The organism is Bacteroides muris (ex Fokt et al. 2023) (genome assembly GCF_024704895.1).
Taxonomy (GTDB): Bacteria; Bacteroidota; Bacteroidia; order Bacteroidales; family Bacteroidaceae; genus Bacteroides; species Bacteroides muris.
This window is the reverse complement of the sequence record NZ_JAMZEE010000032.1, coordinates 1-22,084: the sequence shown is the minus strand read 5'-3', so window position 1 is coordinate 22,084 and position 22,084 is coordinate 1. Positions and strand designations below refer to the sequence as shown.

The window sequence follows — 22,084 nt, the reverse complement described above, 5'->3', positions numbered from 1 at the left end:
ATACTCCGTATCTTTGGGCAATTTTATAAAAACGACCATTCATGAAAGATAAAATTGAATTCATAGCTTTTGATGCTGATGATACACTGTGGGAAAGCGAACTTTATATTCAGGAGTTCGAACACAAATTCTGTAACCTTTTAAGGCAGTATCTGCCCGCTTCATCCATATCACAAAGTTTTTTCGAAACAGAAATGAAGAATCTGCACATGTATGGCTACGGACTGAAGAGTATAATGCTCAGTATGACTGAAACCATCTGCAAAGTGACAGACGGAAACGGAAGTATACATCTTATAGAGGAAGTAATAGGATGGGGACAAGAACTACTGCAGAAACCGGTCATACTGCTGGAAGGCGTGAAAGAGACCATATCGTCACTTCATGGGAAGTATAAATTGGTGTTGGCCACTAAGGGGGACTTGTTCGACCAGAAAAGGAAAATAGGAGCCTCCGGACTGCAAGAATATTTCCATCATATCGAAATCATGAGTGACAAGAAAATCGATGATTACCGGAGGCTGATTGAAACATTGGGCTGTCTGCCTGAAAAACTCCTGATGATAGGTAATTCTGTAAAATCAGACATACTTCCGGTATTGGAACTTGGGGGGTATGCTGCTCATGTACCATACAACGTGACTTGGGCATACGAGCAACATGAAGGGGAAATACGACATCCTAATTTTATACAATTGGATAGTATCAAAGAAATATTAGATAAGCTATAAGTTATGAGTTAAACTGCATGACTTATAGCTTACTATTGCTGTTAGAATTGGAAGAAATTCTTGGCATTATAATAGCTGATATCTTCAATCATCTGGTTTACGCGTTCCATCTCGGAGACAGGAATTTCACCATTTTCCACATCACGGCCTACAAGATTGCACAATGTACGGCGGAAATATTCATGACGCGGATAGGAGAGGAAGGAACGGGAATCGGTCAGCATACCAACAAATCGGCTTAACAAGCCTAATACAGAAAGGGCATTCATCTGCTTTTCCATACCGTCCTTTTGGTCGAGGAACCACCAACCGGAACCGAATTGAATCTTACCGGCAATCGTCCCATCTTGAAAGTTGCCCAGCATAGTGGCAATTACTTCATTAGCGCATGGATTCAAGTTATAAAGAATAGTTTTGGTCAGTTTACCATTGGAGTTTAAACGGTCGAGGAATTTTGCCATGGCTTTTGCTGTAGTAAATTCGCCAATGGAATCAAAACCGGTATCAGGTCCTAATAGCTTGAACATCTTACTGTTATTGTTGCGAATAGCACCATAATGAAACTGTTGTGTCCAACCTTTCTCCCAATCCATTTCGCCAAACACAACCAGCATGGCCGATTTGAATTTCAGAATTTCTTCTTTCGTCAATTCGGCACCGCCATATACTTTATTAAATATAACCTTAATCTCTGCTTCTCTATAATCTTCGGCATAGAATTCTTCAATTCCGTGGTCAGACAGTTTACAACCTTGTTCTGCGAAGAAATCGTGACGTTTACGCAAGGCTACAACCATATCGTCAAAACTGGAAATAGCTACATCGCTCGCTTCGGCCAATTTTTCTACGTATATGCGGAAATCGGCAGGAACTTCCACTGCCATTGCCTTGTCTGGACGCCAAGTGGGCAGCATTTTGATTTCAAAGCCGCTTTCTCGTGTTTTAATATGATGTTCCAAAGAATCAATAGGGTCATCCGTAGTACAAACCACTTCCACGTGATAGCGGCGCATCATGCCACGGGCAGAATATTCGGGCAGTTTCAGCTTCTCATTACATTCATCATAAATTTCACGAGCTGTTTGAGGATTCAGAATCTTATCGGTTCCAAAAGCAGTCTTCAATTCAAGATGAGTCCAGTGGTACAGCGGATTACGGAAAGTATAAGGTACAGTTTCGGCCCACTTCTCAAACTTTTCCCAATCTGTAGTATCCTTACCGGTACAGAAGCGTTCGTCCACACCATTGGTACGCATAGCACGCCACTTGTAGTGGTCACCTCCCAACCAGATTTCAGTCAGTGACTTAAATTGATAATCTTCCGCCACCATTTGAGGAATCAGGTGACAATGATAGTCGATAATCGGCATCTTAGCCGCATGCTCGTGATACAACTTCTGTGCTGTTTCTGTTTGCAACAAGAAGTTTTCGTCCATAAAGTTTTTCATCTTTTTGTGCTTTAAGTATCTAAAAATATTACTTTCTATTCATTATATCTATATGGTGTTGATTGTGAATATAATAGACTTGATAACTGTTTTCAATTTTATTAACCGTTATCGAACACAAAAGTAGAAATTTTACTTGGAGAAACAAAATAATCCGAATCTTTGTATTCATACTGCTGTGTTAGTCTTGCTTCTTAAAATCCATCCAAGAAAGAGGTATGCAGGAATACTATAAAAGGTATTCTTTCATTCCTGTGGCATAAACAAGCAGACCGTACAAAAGGAGTTTTTGTACGGTCTGCTTGTTTATGCCACAGTTGATGGAAAATATTAAGCCACAGTTTTCTTTTTCGTCTAAAGATTTTCCTGCTCTGCTGCCCGCAATATAAAAGTAGTGGCGCCAATGGTTACGATGGCTCCATCGTCAATGCGAATGCGGTCTTTGTCACCCAAAATTTCATTATTAAGGAAAGTTCCCGTCAGGCTGGGAGCATCGCGTAAGGTATAAATCAACGCTCCCTGCTTATTGTTCTTTACATTAATGATACAGTGACGCCGATCCATACTCATATCCGAAGTCTCAATCGGTACTTCTATAACATTCCCCACGCAACGCCGGCCTATGATATTGTCACCTTCCTGCAATGGAAGCACCTGCTTAAAACCAAACACATTCTCAATGACCGTGATGCTGCCAAAGGCTTCTTTAAACTCTGCTTCATCCGGACGTTCTTCTTTTTGAGGGGCTTTCATCTTTGATTTGCCTAAACGGATACTGAACTGCTTCTTACACTGGTCGCATACAAAGACCAGCGATTGGCCTTCGGTATACTTGGTTTCATCGAATGTTAGGTAATTCTCACATTTAGGACAACGGATACGCTTCATGATAGTTAAAAAATTAAAGAATTAAAAAATAAGGCAAGGGTAGATTACTTTCTACTTCTTTAATACCCAAGCGTTCTTATACGTTTTATTCTGGCGAACTCTGTTCAACTCCTGATATGCTTCTGTTTCTGTATCGCAAGACTTAATGCTGACACGCATTTTACCATTGCCAACGATTGCTTTTGCATGAGGATAACCTTTTTCAATCAGTTGCTTTGCCATTGCTTCGGCATCCTTCTCTGTACCTACACTGGCAATGATGACATGGTATTTCTTTGCGGAGACAAGTAACGGAGCTACACTCTCTATAGTTGTCTTTTGAACTTCACTTTTTGTTGTTGCAGATGCAGAGGACACTTCTGCCGTCTGTTGCTTAGGTTGGAGAATAACCGGAACTACCTCTTTCTTTGCCTGCAGCCTCGTGTGTGTTTGAGCCGACGCTTTCGGAATGTCGGCCTTCTGGCTGACAACAATCGGATTAATGGCAAGTGATTCCTTTTCTATCATCTCGAAAAGTTCATTCGGAAGTAGTTGCGCATAATTTCCTTCAATCACTTCTGTATTCTCTATCGGTGTAGACAAAAAGAAAAACAAGGCGACCACTGCAACCATGGCAACTGCATTCAGCAAATAGGAACGGTTAAATTTAATCTCAAACTTTCGCTTTTTGTCTTCCGGCACAACTGGAACAGAATAACGGACGGTCTTTTCCATGTACGGTTTCTTCAGTTCTGCCAGTTCCTGTATTTCAAAACTATCCAGCCCATATAAGTAGGGAGTAGTTATCTTGTGGTCATAGGGAGCAAAGTCATAAGTGCCGTGAATGGAGTAACGCAATTCGCCAATGTTGGGCAAATCCACCTTGCCTTCTTCATGAAGAGCAGTGACTATATACGACACTTTTTTTTCTACAATCCGCGTAGCATCGGAAAAGTCGGTATCATAGACAGCCATGTAAGATTGTACAAGTAATCCGTCATTCATCTTCAATTGAGGATTAAAGCCGATGATACGGGTAGGAGGCAGAAAAATATTTTCTTCCGCTACTCTCATTGCCGACGTATAATGGGCTACAAATCCTCCCAAGCCGGGAACAATGACACAATCGTTCTCCAATAACAATATTTCTATATGTTGTGCTAATTCAATCATGCTACAAAAGTAGCGGAAATATCGGATATACGCCAGTTTCAGAGCTTTTTTTCTTACTAAAAAATTATAAACACTGCCTCTTGAAAATGCATTTTCAAGAGGTATTTCGATAAGGAAAGAGGTTTTTTACCAGAAAAATTTCTACTTTTGTATAGTTTTACTATGCTCGCCAAGAATAGAAGGATAATTGCCCTTGTAAGAGTATACAAACCTAAATATTTAACTAAAACTATTATGCGTATTATCTTCTGTCTGATGGTTTTCTTGTCTGTAGGAAAGAGCACGATGCTGGCACAGCAATTGTCTTCATTCTTGGAATATGGAGTAACTCTGCATACTGGTGCAAATACCCCTCTTTGGCAGGTCAGCAACCAGCAAGGACTCACTTCGCTTGACAACAACACTTACATGCGTGGGGGTATATCCCATAAACGCGAACTTGGAAAATGGAGATTTGAGGAAGCACTAGATGTGGCAGCGGTAGCGGGATTCACTACTTCCTTCATTGTACAACAGGCTTATGTAGACATCCGCTATAAATGGTTCGGATTCTTTGTCGGCAGTAAAGAACGGAATTCCCCATTACTGAATCAAGAACTGAGCAGTGGCGGCATGACCTGGTCGGGCAATGCACGTCCCATTCCACAGGTACAGATAGGTATACCCGAGTATGTACAGTTGCTGCCCCGTTTAGGCCTGAAAGGAGAAATCTCGTACGGGTGGTTTACAGACAATAAATACCAACGGGAACAAGTCGGAGAGAAATACTGGTATACCAAGAACATCAAATATCATCATAAAGAAGGGTTTCTGCGTATCGGCATACCCGAAGGAAAATGGCAGTTGGAACTCGGAATGACTCTCGACACCCAATTCGGAGGATATAAGATTGGAGGAGCCGAACCGGGGGACTTGGGCAACGGATGGAAGGATTACATACGCGTATTCTTCCCCGGCCACGGGCGTGAAGACGGACCGGTAGGTGAACATCTGGCTTTCCAAGGCAATTTTCTGGGCAGCGAATATGTCAAAATGACTTATCGTCCTAAGGAAGATTTCTCCATCAGCGCCTATCTGGACAATCACTTCGACGACTTTTCCGCTATGGCCAAACTCAACGGATGGGATGGCTTATGGGGGGTGGAATATAAATCCAACCATACCCAGGCTATCAATGGAATCGTTATCGAATATCTCCAAACGACCAACATGAGCGGTCCTCTGCACGGTTTGCAGAATTCCGTAGTAAATAAGACCGGAGGCGCCGACAACTATTACAACAACGGTTACTACCCAGGGTGGGTACATTGGGGTATGGCGATAGCCAATCCGTTGATAGCATCGCCTATCTATAATAAGGATGGCAATATGAGTTTCAAATACAATCGCGTTAAGGCCTTGCATCTGGGATGGAGCGGTGACATCGGCAGTGAGTGGAGATACATAGCAAAATTGTCCCACAGCAGAACTTGGGGAACTCCTCACCGTCCGATACCTGATATATTAGAAAATTTTTCTACTTTTGCATCGTTTTACTATACTCCCCGCAAATGGAAAGGCTGGTGCTTCAACGCATCCCTTGCATTGGATATGGGGGAGATATATGGAGACAATTTCGGATTCCAACTGAAAGTACATAAAACATTTTAAGAAAATGAACTATATACAAACAGAGATTGATGGTGTATGGCTGATTGAGCCGAAAGTATTCCACGATGCCCGCGGATATTTTATGGAAGCATTTAAGGAAGAAGAGTTCCGTGCACATGTCGGAGATGTTCACTTCATTCAAGATAATGAGTCCAAGTCCTCTTTCGGGGTATTACGTGGTCTGCATTACCAAAAGGGTGATTGCAGCCAGGCTAAACTGGTACGTGTCATAAAAGGAAAGGTACTGGATGTGGCTGTCGATTTAAGAAAATCTTCTCCCACTTTCGGAAAGCACGTCAGTGTGGAACTGAGTGAGGAGAATAAGAGACAGTTCTTCATTCCGCGTGGCTTTGCCCACGGTTTTCTGGTGCTGAGTGATGAAGCTGTCTTTACTTACAAGGTAGACAACGTATATGCACCGCAATCCGAGGCATCCATCCGTTTTGACGATGAAAGCATCGGCATTGAATGGCCCGTTGCTGCGGAACAGCTTCTATTGTCAGATAAAGACGGACATGCCGTATCGTTTAAAGATGCGGTCTATTATGAATAAAATATGAAAATAGCCATTGTCGGTACAGGATACGTCGGTTTGGTAACCGGAACCTGCTTTGCGGAAATTGGTGTCAATGTTATTTGCGTAGACACGAACAGTGAAAAGATTGAGTCACTGAAAAAGGGCATTATCCCTATCTATGAAAATGGACTGGAAGAAATGATTAGCAGGAATGTGAAAGCAGGGCGCCTGCGATTCACCACGTCTCTGGAGAGCTGCCTGAATGAGGTGGAAGTGGTGTTCAGTGCCGTAGGCACACCACCCGATGAAGATGGCAGTGCCGACTTGAGTTATGTGCTGGAAGTTGCCCGCACCATCGGACGCAATATGCAGAAATACGTGTTGGTGGTAACCAAAAGTACCGTTCCCGTAGGTACCGCCGAGAAAGTGCAAGCTATTATTCAAGAAGAGCTTGATAAGAGAGGGGTGAATGTTGAATTTGATGTCGCTTCGAATCCCGAATTTCTGAAAGAAGGTAATGCCATCAACGATTTCATGAGTCCCGACCGTGTAGTGGTGGGAGTGAAGTCCGACCGTGCGAAGAAAGTTATGAGCAAACTCTACAAACCGTTCCTGCTGAATAATTTCCGCGTCATCTTTATGGACATCCCTTCTGCAGAAATGACAAAGTATGCAGCTAACTCCATGCTTGCCACCCGTATCAGCTTCATGAACGATATTGCCAATTTGTGCGAATTGGTGGGGGCAGATGTAAACATGGTGCGCAATGGCATTGGCTCGGATACCCGCATCGGACGCAAATTCCTCTATCCGGGAATAGGTTACGGTGGCTCGTGCTTCCCTAAAGACGTCAAGGCATTGATTAAGACGGCCGAACTGAACGGTTACAAAATGCGTGTACTCCATGCTGTAGAAGAAGTGAACGACAAACAGAAAAGTGTCTTATTCGAAAAGCTGCAGAAGCATTTCAATGATGATTTGAATGGAAAGACTATCGCCATTTGGGGATTGGCCTTTAAACCCGAAACAGACGACATGCGCGAAGCCCCGGCCTTGGTATTGATTGACAAGCTGTTGAAAGCAGGTTGCAAAGTACGTGTCTACGACCCGGCTGCCATGAACGAATGCCGATGCCGTATAGGTGAGAGCATTTATTATGCAACAGATATGTACGATGCTGCATTGGATGCAGATGCATTGATGCTGGTGACTGAGTGGAAAGAATTCCGCTTGCCTTCATGGGCAGTCATCAAAAAGACCATGAAGCGACCGCTGATATTGGACGGACGTAATATTTACGATAAGAAAGATATGGAAGAACAAGGTTTCACCTATCATTGTATCGGAAAATGAAGTTGCAGAAAAAACAAAAGAAAGAAACAGAGACGCTATGACGATAAAAGGAAGTGCGATTCTCATTGTATTTGTTGTCTCATTGGCATCATGCAGCAACAAACAAAAAGGGGAGGTTTTCGTAAAGGAAGACCTCACTGCAAAACAGCTGTTGCAAGGCATTTGGGTGAACGATGAAACAGAGATGCCGTTAATTCGCATTGAGGGAGATACTGTATATTATGCCAATTCGCAAAGCATTCCCGTACCTTTCAAGGTAGTTCACGATACAATCTACATATACAGCAATGAACCGGTGGCCTATAAGATAGACCGGCAAACGGAATATAGCTTTTGGTTCCGCTCGCTGGCCGGCGAAGTAATCAAACTGCATAAATCAGAAAATGAGGAAGATTCATTGGCTTTCACCAGCCACGAAGTAGAGGTTATCTCTACTACTCCGGAAGTAATAAAGAAAGACAGCATTGTGACATACAAGAATGTAAGATATAGGGGATATGTGTATATCAATCCCTCAAAAATGAAGGTTTTCAAGACTTCTTATTCCGAGAATGGTATCAACGTGGACAATGTGTATTATGATAATGTAATCCATATCTGTGTATACGAAGGGAAGAAAATACTTTACGGCCAGGATATCACCAAAAAGATGTTTACGGATATATTCCCTGCCGAGGTGCTGAATCAGACCATTCTTGCCGATATGAATTTCATGGGTGTGGATGACAGAGGGTACCATTACCAGGCAACTCTCGGCATACCCGAAAGTTCTGTATACAATCTGGTAAATATGATTATTGGTTTTGACAATACTATGAATATAGAAAAAGCAGAATAAATCCGCTTTTTCTATTTCTTCTCGCCGCTGTTCTGCGGGCGCTTATTTCTAGGCTTGCCACCTTTATTACTATTGCGACTGTTCCTGTTTCCTTCTGGCTTACGTCCGCTATCATGGCTACCTCGTTTCCTTCCACCAGATGCTCTCGGCTTGTATTCGGGTGCTTCACCCAGCTCTTCGGGAATCGGTATCTTATAGATATCCCTATCCAGAAACTTTTCAATATTCTTAAAATTACTTTGCTCCTTCTCGGAAACGAAGGTGATGGCTACGCCATCATTGTTGGCACGCGCCGTACGTCCGATACGGTGTACATAATCTTCACTGTCGTGGGGAACGTCATAGTTTATCACCAGACGGATGTCATCGATATCAATACCTCTCGCAACAATATCCGTAGCTACCAGGATATTGATACGTCCTGCCTTGAACTCGTACATTACTTCTTCGCGCTGTGCCTGCTCCAAATCGGAATGCATTTCCCCAACGTTCAGTTTCATCTGCTTCAAGGCTTTGGTCATTTCCTTCACCTTCAGTTTGGAAGAAGCAAAGATGATAACACGTTCCGGCGTCCCCTCTGCAAACAGACTGCGGATAATCCCCAGTTTCTGGTTCTCATAGCAAATGTATGCAGCCTGCACAATCTTTTCCGCCGGCTTAGAAACTGCCAGTTTCACTTCGGCAGGGTTGTTCAGAATGTTACCAGCCAACTGTTGTATCTTAGCAGGCATGGTGGCAGAGAACATGATTGTCTGCCGCTCTTTAGGGAGGAATTTGACAATCTGCATAATATCGTCATAAAATCCCATGTCCAGCATCCGGTCTGCTTCGTCCAGAATAAAATAAGAGACACGGGAAAGGTCTACATAGCCAAGGCTAAGATGGGCTATCAAACGCCCCGGGGTAGCAATAACGACATCAGCACCCAGTGTCAACCCTTTTTTCTGCTGCTCAAACAGTATTCCGTCATTACCACCATACACGGCCACGCTGGAAACCGGCATGAAATAAGAAAAACCTTCCATCTGTTGGTCTATCTGTTGTGCCAATTCACGGGTAGGAGCCATGACAATGCAGTTGATGGCATCGGCTGGATGTCCACCCTCTGAAAGCTTGTTCAATATAGGCAACAAATATGCAGCCGTTTTTCCTGTTCCGGTTTGTGCCACTGCTATTAAATCTCGACCTTCGAGTATGACGGGTATTGATTTTTCTTGTATAGGGGTGCACTCTTCAAAGCGCATGGCATCCAGTGCCTCTAGCACATTGCCATTCAAATGTAGTTCTGAAAACTTCATGTATCTCTTTTAAATTTGAGTACAAAGATAGGAAAAAGACTTATAAAATAGATTCTTACAGTGAAAAAATGAGCCCTTGGGACAATAATTGTCTAAAGGGCCTGCAAATTTATTTCAAACATCTGCCTTCAACGGGGAATATCAATGTATGAATCCTTGAATCCCAGAAAGTAAAGTACACCATCTAAGCCGATGGTGTTGATGGATTGCTTGGCATTGGCAACTACTTTGGGCTTTGCATGGAAAGCAATTCCAAGGCCGGCAATTCCCAGCATGGGCAGGTCGTTGGCACCGTCGCCCACAGCAATAGTCTGTGCAATATCCACTTTCTCCACCTGGGCTATCAAACGCAGTAATTCCGCCTTACGCTTACCGTCTACTACATCACCGAGATAGCGACCGGTCAGTTTACCATCTTCTATTTCCAGCTCGTTGGCATACACATAGTCTATACTGTACTTCTTCTGGAGGTATTGCCCGAAGTAGGTAAAACCTCCAGAAAGAATAGCTATCTTATAGCCGTATTTTTTCAAAACATACATCAGGCGATCCACACCTTCCGTAATGGGAAGGTTCTCTGCAATCTCCTGCATCACAGATTCATCCAATCCTTTCAACAAAGCCACTCGTTCGCGAAAACTCTCAATGAAATCTATCTCACCACGCATGGCACGTTCGGTAATAGCCTTTACCTGGTCACCCACACCTGCACGTATGGCCAGTTCGTCAATCACTTCGGTTTCAATCAGCGTAGAGTCCATATCGAAGCAAATGAGGCGGCGCATTCGGCGGTACATGTTGTCCAACTGGAAAGAGAAATCCATTTCCAGCTCTGTTGCCAGTTTCATCAACTGCTCTTGCATGGCAATACGGTCTTTCGGAGTGCCGCGAACGGAAAACTCGATGCAGGCACGCGTATGTGATTCGCACTCGTCCAGCGGGATACGTCCTGTAAGGCGCTTGATGGCATCGATATTCATGCCTTGCTCTGCAAGAATACGGGTAACGGAGGATATTTGACGGGCAGACAACTTACGCCCCAATAAAGTAAGAATATAGCGGTTCTTTCCCTGCATATTCACCCAATTCTCGTACTCTTTGGCAGTAATGGGGTAGAAACGGACAGTCACTCCCAAGGAGGAAGCCTTGAAAAGCAGTTCTTTCATAATAAACCCAGAGTGTTGTTCTTCCGTCTTGCACAAAATGCCCAATGAAAGGGTATTGTGAATGTCTGCCTGGCCGATATCCAGAATGGTAGCGTCATATTTAGCCAGAATTTCTGTCACGGAAGCTGTCAGTCCTGGACGGTCTTCACCCGTAATACGTATCAGGATAAGTTCAGTGTTCAATGGTTGCATAAGTCATCTTTTTGATAGAATAATAGGCTACAAAAGTAAGGAAAATTCCCGCTATTTATGCTAAATAACATAAAAATGTACCCCTAAAAAGTGAGAAAAATGCTTGTTTATTTGGAAGTTTGTTTAAGAATTACTTACCTTTGCAACCGATTTCAGAATTAAAAGTTTTGAATATCAATGGGTTCCTTCCCATTTCAAGCTTTGAGAAGACGATGTTCCGGGAAGAAATCACTGTTGAAGGACAGTCCCGGATAGTATTAACCAAAACCGTGCCGCATGAAATATGCAAAATGGATTTTTGTTGTATTACTAATAAGTTCCTTGACTTCTTTTGTAGAAAAAGACAAACCTACCGGAGGTTTGAATGTGGGTGACATGGCCCCGGATTTTAAAATCCAATCCATGTCGGCAGAGCAATCCCAAACCGACCTTTCCGATTTGAAAGGAAAGTATGTGTTGCTCAGCTTTTGGGCAAGTTACGACGCGCAATCCCGGATGCAGAACGCAAGTTTGAGCAATGCGCTTCGCTCTACTACCCACAAGAATGTGAAGATGGTTTCAGTTTCATTCGATGAGTATCAGTCAATCTTTGAGGAAACCATCCGTAAGGACCAAATAGTTACGCCCACTTGTTTCGTGGAAACTAAAGGCGAATATTCCGGCCTCTTCAAGAAGTATCGCTTGGGCCGCGGATTTACTAACTATTTACTGGATGATAATGGTGTAATTATTGCCAAAAACATCTCTGCTGCAGAACTTTCCGCTTACTTGAATTAAGCTTGTCGATGCTCGGTGCATACGACAGCGACTTAAAGAACCTGTAAGATGAAAGTGAGGGTTGTTCCCCGAAACCCGGCATCTCTTTCCGGCAAAAAGGGGAACAGAACAAAAGAGGAAATGAATACAACAAAAAGCCCCTCCCGCACTTGCACAACGCAAGAGTGGGAGGGGATTCTTATTTTTATGGCTTTCCGAAGGCAAGCATCCTAAACCTCTACTTTAGTATGCTAAACCTTAACTTGAGCAGGCTAAAGCAGAGGTTTGGAATACTTATTTCGGTGCTTTCCTATATAGATAGAATGCAATGAAGGCATACATTACGTTCGGTATCCACACTGCGATGACCGGAGGCATATTGCCGTTCACGGCAAATGTGGAAGCAATGGTCTGAAACAGAATATAAGAGAAACTCAATGCCAGACCGATGCCCAAATGCAATCCCATTCCGCCTTTCGTTTTCTTGGAAGACAAAGACACTCCGATCAAGGTCAGGATAAAGGAGGCAAACGACATGGCAATGCGTTTGTGATACTCTATCTCAAATTCCTTAATATTGGCAAAGCCACGTTGCCGCTGCCTGCTGATGTACTCGCTCAGCTGAGGGCTGGTCAACATTTCCTGCTGGTTCTTCATAATCAGGAAGTCGGCAGGCTCCATGAACAGAGTGGTATCTATGCGGTCTCCTTTTATGATACTCTCTTTCATGCCATCCATCTGGCGAATCATATAATCCTTGATTTTCCACTTATGTACGGCCGTCGTGTCGTAAGTAATGGAACGGGCCGTCAGGTGGGAGACCAGTTGCTTGTCGTTGAACTTGTCCAAAGAAAAACGATAGCCGGTCTTGCTGTAGTCTTCAAAACGTTCGATATAGGCAATTACTCCCGAATCCACTTCCAGCTGGATATTCCGTGCCGTATTCGCCTTGCGGGGTTTGTAGTACTTGTCCTCAAAATTAATACGTGTCACACTGCCTTTGGGAATGACATAGGACCCGAGGCAGAATGTCACTACCGCAATGATTGCTGCAGACACCATGTAAGGACGCAGCATACGCTTGAAACTCATTCCCGTAGAGAACATGGCGATGATTTCTGAGTTCTCCGCCAGTTTGGAAGTAAAGAAGATTACGGCAATAAACACAAACAGCGGACTGAACAGATTGGCAAAGTAGGGGATGAAGTTCAAGTAATAATCAAAGACAATCGCGTTCCACGGTGCTTCATGAGACATAAAACGGTCCATCTTATCGTTGAAGTCGAACACCACAGCAATGGAGATAATCAATGCAATGGCAAAGACATATGTACCCAGGAACTTCTTTATGATGTACCAGTCCAGCCGCTTCAGGAATTTACCTCTCAGCAGCTTTACATTCTTCCATATCCTCCAGTTCTTTCTTCTCATAATCTTGTCGATACGCGTTTCACCATCATTGGTTTCCAGGTAGCAAAGTCGCCTGCAATGATATGCTTGCGTGCTTCGCCCGCCAGCCATAGGTAGAAGGCCAAGTTGTGGATGGATGCTATCTGCATGGCAAGCAACTCCTGTGCATGGAACAGATGGCGCAAGTACGCCTTGCTGTACATGGTATCTACATAGGAGGCACCGTCTGCTTCAATGGGAGAGAAATCCATTTCCCATTTTTTGTTGCGCATGTTCATGATGCCGTCTTTGGTAAATAACATGCCGTTGCGTCCGTTTCGAGTAGGCATCACACAGTCGAACATGTCGACACCGCGTTCAATGCCTTCCAGGATGTTTACCGGAGTCCCGACTCCCATTAGATAGCGAGGTTTGTCCTTGGGAAGAATCCCGTTCACCAACTCAATCATCTCGTACATCTTGTCTACAGGCTCGCCCACAGCCAGACCACCAATGGCATTGCCGTCAGCACCTTTGGAGGCAACAAACTCTGCCGACTGCTCACGGAGGTCGCGATAAACGCAACCCTGCACAATGGGAAATAAGGATTGCTGATAACCGTACTTCGGTTCTGTTTCGTTGAAACGCTTGATACAGCGGTCTAGCCAGCGATGCGTCAATCCCAGTGATTTTTTGGCATATTCGTAGTCCGAATCCCCCGGAGGACATTCGTCAAAGGCCATCATGATGTCTGCACCGATAGTACGTTCTATATCCATCACTTTCTCCGGGGTAAAGATGTGCTTGCTACCGTCGATGTGCGAACGGAATTCCGCACCTTCTTCACGCAACTTGCGGATACCGGACAACGAAAATACCTGGAAGCCGCCACTGTCTGTCAACATAGGACGGTCAAAGCCGTTGAACTTATGCAGTCCACCGGCTTTCTCTATCACTTCCAGTCCCGGACGCAGATAAAGATGATAGGTATTACCCAATATTATCTGCGCCTTTATGTCCCCTTTCAGTTCAGGCAGATGCACGCCTTTCACTGTTCCCACTGTACCTACCGGCATAAAGATAGGTGTCTCAATCTGCCCGTGGCCAGTAGTAATCAGTCCGGCACGTGCATTGGTCTTGCTGTCTGTATATTGTAACTCGAATGTCATTCCTCTTTCTTTTCAGTCTTTTCTTTCTTTACGGACAAGTCGATGGCATCGGCTACTTTTTCATCAGTCAGCGCAATGGCAAACACTTCCTTAATATCTTTCACATAATGGAAAGTCAGTCCTTTCAGATATATATCCTGTATCTCTTCTATATTCTTGCGGTTTTCGTCGCTCAAGATAATCTCCTTGATGCCTGCACGCTTGGCTGCCAGTATCTTCTCCTTGATGCCTCCTACCGGAAGTACCTTACCGCGAAGGGTTATCTCTCCCGTCATAGCAAGATTGGCCTTTACCTTTTTCTGGGTGAGGGCAGAAGCGAGGGAAGTCGCCATCGTGATACCGGCAGACGGACCGTCCTTTGGAATGGCGCCTTCGGGCACATGGACATGGATGTTCCAGTTATCAAAAATCTCTTCGTCAAGATTCAGCAGGGAGGCATGCGCCTTGATATATTCCAATGCCAGCATGGCCGACTCTTTCATTACATCACCCAAATTGCCGGTCAATGTCAAACGTCCGCCCTTACCACGGCTCAGGCTAGTTTCCACGAAAAGTATTTCACCACCTACGGCAGTCCACGCCAGACCGGTCACTACTCCTGCGTACTCATTACCCTGATACTTATCACGGGTATATTCGGGTGCCCCCAGAAATTCATACAAGTCTCCCGGTTTGATTTCGGTCTTCGCAAAATAACCGTCCGTAGCATATTGGCGTGCAGATTTACGGAGTATCTTTCCGATTTTCTTTTCCAGTTCGCGCACACCGCTCTCACGAGTATAATTCTCTATAATGGCTTCCAGCGTGTTCTTCGGAATCTTGATATCATTCTTTTTCATACCGTTTGCCTCCAGTTCCTTCGGAACCAGATGACGGCGGGCAATCTCAATCTTTTCTTCCGTGATATAGCCGCTTACTTCAATCAGCTCCATACGGTCCAACAACGGTCCGGGGATGGTATTCAGATTGTTGGCAGTAGCGACGAACATCACTTTGGACAAATCATAGTCCACGTCCAAAAAGTTATCATGGAATGTAGTATTCTGTTCTGGGTCAAGGACTTCGAGGAGGGCAGAGGAGGGGTCTCCCTGGCGGTCGGCACTCACCTTGTCTATTTCGTCCAGGATAAATACCGGATTGGAGGAGCCTGCCTTTATCAGATTTTTGATAATCTGTCCTGGCATGGCACCGATATAAGTTTTGCGATGACCGCGAATCTCGGCTTCATCATGCACGCCACCCAACGACATACGGATGTACTTACGCTTCAAAGCAGCAGCAATGGAACGACCCAAAGAGGTTTTTCCTACACCCGGAGGGCCATATAGGCAGATGATGGGAGATTTCATATCGCCCTTCAACTTCAATACGGCCAGGTGTTCCAGAATGCGTTCTTTCACTTTCTCCAAACCATAATGGTCTTTATTCAGTGTCTTTTCCGCATTGGCAAGACTCAGATTATCAGCTGTATAAATACCCCATGGCAAGCTAAGCATCGTCTGCAGATAATTCAGCTGCACGCTGTAGTCGGGAGACTGGGGATGGGTGCGTTCTAACTTGTCCACCTCTTTTAAGAAAGAGGCCTTCACCTCTTCATTCCATTTGACTGTCTCCGCTTTCTTGCGCATTTCCTCTATCTCCTGCTCCTGACCGCCACCACCCAGTTCGTCTTGAATGGTTTTAATCTGCTGCTGCAGGAAATACTCACGCTGTTGTTGGTCTATATCCTCGCGTGCACGCATCTGGATAGACTCTTTGATTTCGGCAAGCTGAACTTCACGATTCAGAATCTCGAGCAGGCGATAGGTACGCGCCCGCAAAGAGTCGATACGGAGCAATTCTATCTTTTCGTCTTTCTTGAGCGGGAGGTTCGTACAGATAAAGTCTACCAAAAACATGGGATTGGTGATGTTCTTGATGGCAAATGCCGAATCTTGAGGAAACATATCGGAGGACTTGATGTAGCGTACGGTCAAGTCCTTGCATGCCTCTACCAATGCATGAAACTCCTTATCATTCTTGTCCGGAAGTTCTTCATTCAGCGTAGCTATCCGTCCCCTCAGATAAGGAGTCGTATCCGTAATCTCCTTCAGTTCCATACGTTTGGAGCCTTGCAGGATGACAGTAGTCGTCTGGTCTGGCATTTCAAGCACGCGTACTATCTTGGCAACCGTACCGATAGTATGCAAATCATCAAGCATAGGTGTTTCTGTTTCAGCCACCTTTTGGCATACAACAGCTATATAAGATTTTTTCTTTTCTGCTTCACGCACCAATTTAAGGGAAGATGTTCTTCCTACAGATACCGGCATAAACACCCCAGGGAACAATACCATATTTCGAAGAGGCAATATTGGTAAGACCTCTTCTACCTCAATGTCCATCAATTGTTCCTCATTCCCCTCAAAATCAGCAATTACAGAGAAAGCGTTTCCGTTTCTATCTTCGACATCACTCAGGTAATTTCTTTTTTTCATTTCTTTCTTTTTAGTTTATGTCATATTGGCAGGCCAATAAAGCGCCCGCAAAGTTAAGCTATTTCTTCATAAATAGACGTTCTCATCCTTTAAAAAGACAAAAACAGTGCCAATTTTGTGACAAATATGCAGGCTTTGATTATTTTTGATCCCAATTAAAGAAGATAAACATGACGAAATCATCTTTCAAGTTCAAACAATTTACCATATTTCATGACAAATGCGCCATGAAGGTAGGCACGGATGGCGTACTCCTCGGAGCATGGGCACCGGCAGATGGAGCTGAGCGCATACTGGATGTGGGGACTGGTACCGGATTAATAGCCTTACAGTTAGCGCAAAGAAATCCGCATGCCCGGATTACCGCAATCGAGATAGATGCAACGGCAGCCGGACAAGCTGCCGAAAATGTATCACGCTCTCCGTGGACTGATAGGGTAGAAGTCGTATGTCGTGATTTCCGAGATTATCAGCCTGAAAACAGATTTGACCTCATCGTTTCCAACCCTCCCTATTTTATAGATGCCCTAAAATGTCCTGATGAACAAAGGTGCACAGCACGGCATGCGGGCAATTTGAATTACGACCTGCTGTTCCGTCGTTCGGCATCTCTGCTTAAAGAGCAAGGAGTCGTAAGCATTATTATTCCGGCGGAAGCTGAAAAAACGGTTGTGGATACAGCTTGGAACCATAAGTTGTTTCCATTGCATCGTGTGCAAGTCTTCACCAAACCCGAAAAACCGTGCAGACGGGTATTGCTGAACTTTGGTTTTGAAGCAAAAAAGTATAGAGAAGAGAAACTCTGTATTGAGATGAATCACAATGAGTTTACTCCTGAATATGTAGCTTTAACGAAAGATTTCTATCTGAAAATGTAATTTTAATTGCATAAAACTTGCCTAAATGTTTGGTTGGTATCAGAATTGTTTTTACCTTTGCACTCGCTTTTCAGAAGTAAAGCATTCGGGGTGTAGCGCAGTCCGGTTAGCGCACCTGCTTTGGGAGCAGGGGGTCGTGGGTTCGAATCCCGCTACCCCGACTTAAATAAATAAGTTGTTGATTTTCAACAACTTATTTTTGTATATGGAAGCGTCCAACAAGAATAACTGTCTATTTAACTGTCTATTGAGTTAGTAAATCATCACCCTTAATTCAAAAAACAGCAAAAATGGCAAGAAAGAAATCAGTATTTATCCTGCCCAAGCTAAAGGATTGTGGCGGAGATCTAACAAAAAAATGGTATGTGGAATATTCCTTGAGGGATCCACAAACCGGGGAGATGAAGCGGTTCCGGCATTATGAAGGCTTTGTGGAACTGGCAACGGAAAGTGCCAGGCGTGCCCATGCCGAGAAAGTGATTTCTACAATCAAAAACAAACTCAACAGTGGAGAGGATCCGTTCGCTGAAAACCATGTTACCTATCAAGACGAGCTCATGTATCAAGCCATGGTCAACAGATGGGGCAATGACAGCAGGGGTGCCGTCAGTATCAGAGTGCACATTTCAGAATTCCTCCAACTGAAAAAAGCCGAACTTGCGCATTCCTCCTATCAGACTTACTGTTCCAAACTGAGGATCTTCTGTGAATGGGTGGAAGCAGGGTGCTTGGCAAACAAGAACGTGCGTGTAATATCAGAAGAACATATACACAAGTTTTTTTATCACATAGTCGAAACTGGACATGTCAGTCGCAGGACAGTATTGAAATACAAGCAGTTATTGCATACTTTTTTCGATTACTTACTACACAAAAAGCTTGTTGTAGCCAATCCAGTCACCAATATACCTAATCTTGGTGAGAAAAGAGACGAAGCGGCAAGCCCAATTCCAGACAAGATCCGAAATATATTGATTGACTATATGAGAGAGCACGACCCGCAACTCCTGCTATTATGTCAGCTTGAATACTATTGTGCAATCCGTCCGAAAGAATGCTTGTATCTGCAGATACGTGACATCAATCTGGAGACAGCATCCATTACCATCCGTCAAGATATCAGCAAGAACGGACTGACAGAAACAGTCAACATGCCAAGGCAGCTTTATGAAGCTCTTGATGACCTGCTGAAGATAGGCAACTATCCGGAAGACTGGTATCTTTTCTCTCGAGACGGCCAGCCAGGAAAATACAAGCTTGGAAAAAACACCTTCAGATATAGATTTGACAGAATCAGGGATAAACTGGGATTAAGCAAAAGATACAAGCTTTACAGCTTCAAACATACCGGTGGAGTAAAACTGGTCAATGCAGGAGTTAATACATGGGAAATCCAAAAGCACTTCAGGCATAAATCAATTACTACTACAGAGAGATACTTGCAAAAAAGATTCGGGGTAAAAAGCTCCTTGATACAAGAGGATTTTCCCGATATGTAGATAATAAATAATGTAGGAGGCTAATATTGGTCTCCTACACTCCTACAGTCCTACATATTATCTTCCATATGCTCCTTCAACCTATATAACCGGTCAATAGCCGGGTTATAGAATGCATCCGGGTAATGCTGCTTAATATCGCAGATATTCGCATTAACATACATGGAGGTATCAAAAATATGTTCTGCCTCACTTAATGTCACCTCCTTGGGCAATTGGGCTGTTTGTGCCCAATCGATTATTGCCTTGACGGATTCCTCGTCGTAAGCATATTTACTTTCTTCTGCCATAGCTACTTTATATAATCATTTATAATTGAAAATACGCGTCGTTCGCCATATCAACGGCATCCTCCAGACTGCCGCCACTTTCTTCCACAAATGCGACTATCGCATTTATGAATTCATCAAAGGAGGCAACATCCTCACCCAAAGTCCTGGCATTGTATTCCTCCTTTGTAAAACCTATATTCTCTATCAATTCCGTTTTCATTGAAACAAGCAAATACCGTTTCTTTTATAAATATGAAAAGCCCCGACGGAAGCCGGGGCCACTTATCAAAAAATGATAAGTAAAACTACTACAGCAACAAAGGTATAGTTTCCCTACCACATAAACAAATTATAACTCACCCCACCACCGACATAAAAACCACCCGGATAGCCATACCCTGCCTGCAAACCAAATCCCCACCGCTTTTTCTTCGACTTAACAACCACCGGATGGTATATATCATTCGTCACTGTCTGATAAACCGTCTTCGGATACACCACCATACTATCCAGCCGAGGGTCTACATATCCGCTCACCACAGCCCGATACGAGCTGTCTCTATATATCACTTGCTTACGATGAAGCAAGGTATCACCTATCCGTGTCGTATCATCCGGCACGAAACGCCAGAACACAGTCATCGGCGCAGAGATAAGCATCGTATCTACCTTGACAACCGTCTTAATCTTCGTCTCTACACGAACTTCTGCCGGAGGCTCATGCGAACGAAACCAAGCTGCCACACAAGCAATCACCAGCAATACAATTAATATCCACGGTAACTTTTTCATAGTCCCAGATATTTCATAATACCCCATACGTGCATATTCACAATTGCCAGTTTACCTTCTTCGGACAACAAGAACTCCACATCCTTTTTATTGTCCTGAAACAGATTTTCTGTAAGTACAGCCGGACATTTGGTATGCTTCAGTATGTAGAACCCACTTTCTTTATCCTGGTCTCCATCCGTCATGTCCTTGCGTATCTTCATTCCCGGCAGACAGTATTCGGCATTCTCGTACAGACAAGTCGCCAACTTATCCGCTTTTGTTTTGCCAACAGAAGTCCACGCTTCCCAACCACGGGCAGACATCCAATCACTTCCATTACCGGCAGCATTGCAGTGGATAGAAACAAGTATAGCCTCAGAAGCCTTATACTCGTTCGCTCTACGGCATCTCTCTGCCAGTGGAACATCTATCTCTTCCTTGACGATACGCTCAGCATCAATGCCATTCTTCCTTAACTCCATTACCAGCCGTTCAGCTATCTCACGGGTATAGGCATACTCCCTTAACCGGCCGTCCGGAGAACGCTTACCAGGAGTATTACTACCATGTCCGTTGTCAATCAATACTTTCATTTTTCTTCCTCCTTATCAATTTCATTTTCAATTCTTCCAATCACTTCCTGGACGTGCGAGGGCATCGCACGCTTGAACTCAAACCTTATCAAATGGTAGATTATCCGGAAAGCCTTATTCTTCGGGTATGCTGTAATCAGGTTCTTGAATGCGTTTTGCAAATACACGTATGAGAAAACATATGTAATAGTCTTTATAACAATGAGAGCACTTTCACCGTCACCTATTGAATCCATGAAGACGAACACTACCTCAATAATAACCAGGTACAAGAGCAATTCTGCCAATGCATTCTTAAACTTACTCCACTTGAAATTCTTGCACCGAATAATACTCACGCCATCGGCACGCATACCGCACCAGATATTAAAGGCAAACATCACCGCCAAAGCTATAAGGAAGCCTTGGGTAGGTGTCAGATATGCTAATGTCGAACTAAATAACGACACGCATATCACACGAATTTGGTCTAATGTCAATAATCTATCCATTTTCAAATACCATATAATTATTAATACTACCAACCACTTTTTTGTCGAACAATTACCCAAAGAAGTAAACCGTCATCAAACATGACATCGTTCCACAATATTCCACTGACAAAGCTACCAGCATCTACCGCCTCGAAAAAGGACATAAAAAAAGAGCTCGATGACAACATAAGTCGCCACTAAGCTCTTGGTATTTATATGCATTTCTACAAGCAAATATAGGAATTTATATTTGAAATCCGATTACTTATTGCATCCTTTTTAAATGGTCATCCAATGTTTTAGGATTGCATTTCAATTTACGACAGATTGCAGCCTTGGAATATCCGTAATCGAGCATGGTACGAATAAGAGCTTCTTTACCTGTCAGCTTGTAATGCGAATTCTTTCCACCCTTATGCCGCCCTAATTTCTGTCCTTCGGCAACACGCCTGGCAAGACCTTCTCTCGTCCGCTGGCTTATCAAATCACGTTCTATCTGAGCTGACAGACCAAAAGCGAAGGCAAGTATCTGAGACTGTATATTGTTACCCAACTCATACTTCTCCTTTAC

The 22,084-nt window shown here is 43.8% G+C and carries 22 protein-coding genes and 1 tRNA gene; 9 read left to right on the top strand and 14 right to left on the bottom strand.

Features of this window, described 5'->3' with window-relative positions:
* The first annotated feature begins 41 nt into the window (after positions 1 to 41).
* The gene (locus M1B78_RS12750) at positions 42 to 731 is read left to right on the top strand and encodes an HAD family hydrolase (protein ID WP_257940869.1); all 690 of its coding nucleotides are present in this window, start codon (positions 42 to 44) and stop codon (positions 729 to 731) included.
* Positions 732 to 772: 41 nt separating this feature from the next.
* Here M1B78_RS12750 and uxaC read toward each other — a convergent pair whose 3' ends face one another.
* From uxaC to M1B78_RS12735, 3 genes are all read right to left on the bottom strand, one after another.
* Positions 773 to 2,179 (bottom strand): glucuronate isomerase, encoded by a 1,407-nt coding sequence (uxaC, locus tag M1B78_RS12745; RefSeq protein ID WP_176469686.1) that lies wholly within the window; start codon positions 2,177 to 2,179, stop codon positions 773 to 775.
* Between the two features lie 354 nt (positions 2,180 to 2,533).
* Positions 2,534 to 3,067: an FHA domain-containing protein gene (locus M1B78_RS12740; protein WP_257940868.1), complete on the bottom strand. Its 534-nt coding sequence runs from the start codon at positions 3,065 to 3,067 to the stop codon at positions 2,534 to 2,536.
* A gap of 51 nt (positions 3,068 to 3,118) precedes the next feature.
* Positions 3,119 to 4,219: an SPOR domain-containing protein gene (locus M1B78_RS12735; protein WP_257940867.1), complete on the bottom strand. Its 1,101-nt coding sequence runs from the start codon at positions 4,217 to 4,219 to the stop codon at positions 3,119 to 3,121.
* Positions 4,220 to 4,453: 234 nt separating this feature from the next.
* On the opposite strand from M1B78_RS12735, the gene M1B78_RS12730 reads away from it, so the two are divergent.
* Genes M1B78_RS12730 through M1B78_RS12715 form a run of 4 tightly spaced genes read left to right on the top strand, consistent with a single transcriptional unit; the run spans position 4,454 to position 8,577 of the window.
* On the top strand, positions 4,454 to 5,869 hold the full coding sequence (locus tag M1B78_RS12730; protein WP_257940866.1) for a capsule assembly Wzi family protein: 1,416 nt from the start codon (positions 4,454 to 4,456) through the stop codon (positions 5,867 to 5,869).
* Between the two features lie 4 nt (positions 5,870 to 5,873).
* Positions 5,874 to 6,422, top strand: coding sequence for a dTDP-4-dehydrorhamnose 3,5-epimerase (rfbC, locus tag M1B78_RS12725; protein WP_136010143.1), 549 nt, complete (start codon positions 5,874 to 5,876; stop codon positions 6,420 to 6,422).
* 3 nt (positions 6,423 to 6,425) lie between these two features.
* Complete coding sequence (locus tag M1B78_RS12720; protein ID WP_176469126.1) at positions 6,426 to 7,739, top strand: UDP-glucose dehydrogenase family protein; 1,314 nt, start codon at positions 6,426 to 6,428, stop codon at positions 7,737 to 7,739.
* A gap of 37 nt (positions 7,740 to 7,776) precedes the next feature.
* Positions 7,777 to 8,577 (top strand): DUF4738 domain-containing protein, encoded by an 801-nt coding sequence (locus M1B78_RS12715; RefSeq protein WP_257940865.1) that lies wholly within the window; start codon positions 7,777 to 7,779, stop codon positions 8,575 to 8,577.
* Between the two features lie 11 nt (positions 8,578 to 8,588).
* On the opposite strand, the gene M1B78_RS12710 is transcribed toward M1B78_RS12715, so the two are convergent.
* Positions 8,589 to 9,875: a DEAD/DEAH box helicase gene (locus tag M1B78_RS12710; protein ID WP_136010140.1), complete on the bottom strand. Its 1,287-nt coding sequence runs from the start codon at positions 9,873 to 9,875 to the stop codon at positions 8,589 to 8,591.
* 128 nt (positions 9,876 to 10,003) lie between these two features.
* Positions 10,004 to 11,233 carry a phosphoserine phosphatase SerB gene (serB, locus tag M1B78_RS12705; RefSeq protein WP_136010139.1) on the bottom strand — a complete coding sequence of 410 codons (1,230 nt, stop codon included), beginning with the start codon at positions 11,231 to 11,233 and terminating at the stop codon, positions 10,004 to 10,006.
* A gap of 276 nt (positions 11,234 to 11,509) precedes the next feature.
* On the opposite strand from serB, the gene M1B78_RS12700 reads away from it, so the two are divergent.
* Positions 11,510 to 12,010 (top strand): TlpA family protein disulfide reductase, encoded by a 501-nt coding sequence (locus M1B78_RS12700; protein WP_136010137.1) that lies wholly within the window; start codon positions 11,510 to 11,512, stop codon positions 12,008 to 12,010.
* 273 nt (positions 12,011 to 12,283) lie between these two features.
* Here the strand turns inward: M1B78_RS12700 and M1B78_RS12695 are convergent, their stop codons facing one another.
* The 3 genes from M1B78_RS12695 to lon are packed head-to-tail and all read right to left on the bottom strand — an operon-like array spanning position 12,284 to position 17,024.
* Positions 12,284 to 13,420 (bottom strand): LptF/LptG family permease, encoded by a 1,137-nt coding sequence (locus M1B78_RS12695; RefSeq protein ID WP_016273760.1) that lies wholly within the window; start codon positions 13,418 to 13,420, stop codon positions 12,284 to 12,286.
* Positions 13,417 to 14,547 (bottom strand): tRNA guanosine(34) transglycosylase Tgt, encoded by a 1,131-nt coding sequence (gene tgt / locus M1B78_RS12690; RefSeq protein WP_257940864.1) that lies wholly within the window; start codon positions 14,545 to 14,547, stop codon positions 13,417 to 13,419. Before tgt ends, M1B78_RS12695 begins: the two co-directional genes overlap by 4 nt.
* Complete coding sequence (lon, locus tag M1B78_RS12685) at positions 14,544 to 17,024, bottom strand: endopeptidase La (RefSeq protein ID WP_257940863.1); 2,481 nt, start codon at positions 17,022 to 17,024, stop codon at positions 14,544 to 14,546. Before lon ends, tgt begins: the two co-directional genes overlap by 4 nt.
* A 170-nt stretch (positions 17,025 to 17,194) precedes the next feature.
* Between lon and M1B78_RS12680 the strand changes: the two genes are divergently transcribed.
* The 3 genes from M1B78_RS12680 to M1B78_RS12670 all read left to right on the top strand — a co-directional run bounded on the left by M1B78_RS12680 (position 17,195) and on the right by M1B78_RS12670 (position 19,401).
* Positions 17,195 to 17,902: a tRNA1(Val) (adenine(37)-N6)-methyltransferase gene (locus tag M1B78_RS12680; protein WP_257940862.1), complete on the top strand. Its 708-nt coding sequence runs from the start codon at positions 17,195 to 17,197 to the stop codon at positions 17,900 to 17,902.
* A gap of 86 nt (positions 17,903 to 17,988) precedes the next feature.
* Positions 17,989 to 18,063, top strand: a tRNA-Pro gene (locus M1B78_RS12675).
* 129 nt (positions 18,064 to 18,192) lie between these two features.
* Entirely contained in the window at positions 18,193 to 19,401 is a 1,209-nt protein-coding gene (locus M1B78_RS12670; protein WP_257940861.1) for a tyrosine-type recombinase/integrase, read from the top strand.
* 50 nt (positions 19,402 to 19,451) lie between these two features.
* Here M1B78_RS12670 and M1B78_RS12665 read toward each other — a convergent pair whose 3' ends face one another.
* The 6 genes from M1B78_RS12665 to M1B78_RS12640 all read right to left on the bottom strand — a co-directional run.
* The gene (locus M1B78_RS12665) at positions 19,452 to 19,691 is read right to left on the bottom strand and encodes a DUF6965 family protein (protein WP_257940860.1); all 240 of its coding nucleotides are present in this window, start codon (positions 19,689 to 19,691) and stop codon (positions 19,452 to 19,454) included.
* A gap of 19 nt (positions 19,692 to 19,710) precedes the next feature.
* Entirely contained in the window at positions 19,711 to 19,893 is a 183-nt protein-coding gene (locus M1B78_RS12660) for a hypothetical protein (protein ID WP_035457888.1), read from the bottom strand.
* 113 nt (positions 19,894 to 20,006) lie between these two features.
* Positions 20,007 to 20,465 carry a DUF6808 domain-containing protein gene (locus M1B78_RS12655; protein WP_257940859.1) on the bottom strand — a complete coding sequence of 153 codons (459 nt, stop codon included), beginning with the start codon at positions 20,463 to 20,465 and terminating at the stop codon, positions 20,007 to 20,009.
* The gene (locus M1B78_RS12650) at positions 20,462 to 21,040 is read right to left on the bottom strand and encodes an N-acetylmuramoyl-L-alanine amidase (RefSeq protein WP_151853560.1); all 579 of its coding nucleotides are present in this window, start codon (positions 21,038 to 21,040) and stop codon (positions 20,462 to 20,464) included. The genes M1B78_RS12655 and M1B78_RS12650 overlap by 4 nt, the downstream gene beginning before the upstream one ends.
* Positions 21,037 to 21,531 carry a hypothetical protein gene (locus M1B78_RS12645; RefSeq protein ID WP_035457887.1) on the bottom strand — a complete coding sequence of 165 codons (495 nt, stop codon included), beginning with the start codon at positions 21,529 to 21,531 and terminating at the stop codon, positions 21,037 to 21,039. The genes M1B78_RS12650 and M1B78_RS12645 overlap by 4 nt, the downstream gene beginning before the upstream one ends.
* Before the next feature lie 247 nt (positions 21,532 to 21,778).
* Positions 21,779 to 22,084, bottom strand: a 306-nt coding sequence (locus tag M1B78_RS12640; RefSeq protein WP_346015118.1) for a recombinase family protein, incomplete at its 5' end; no start/stop codon positions are given.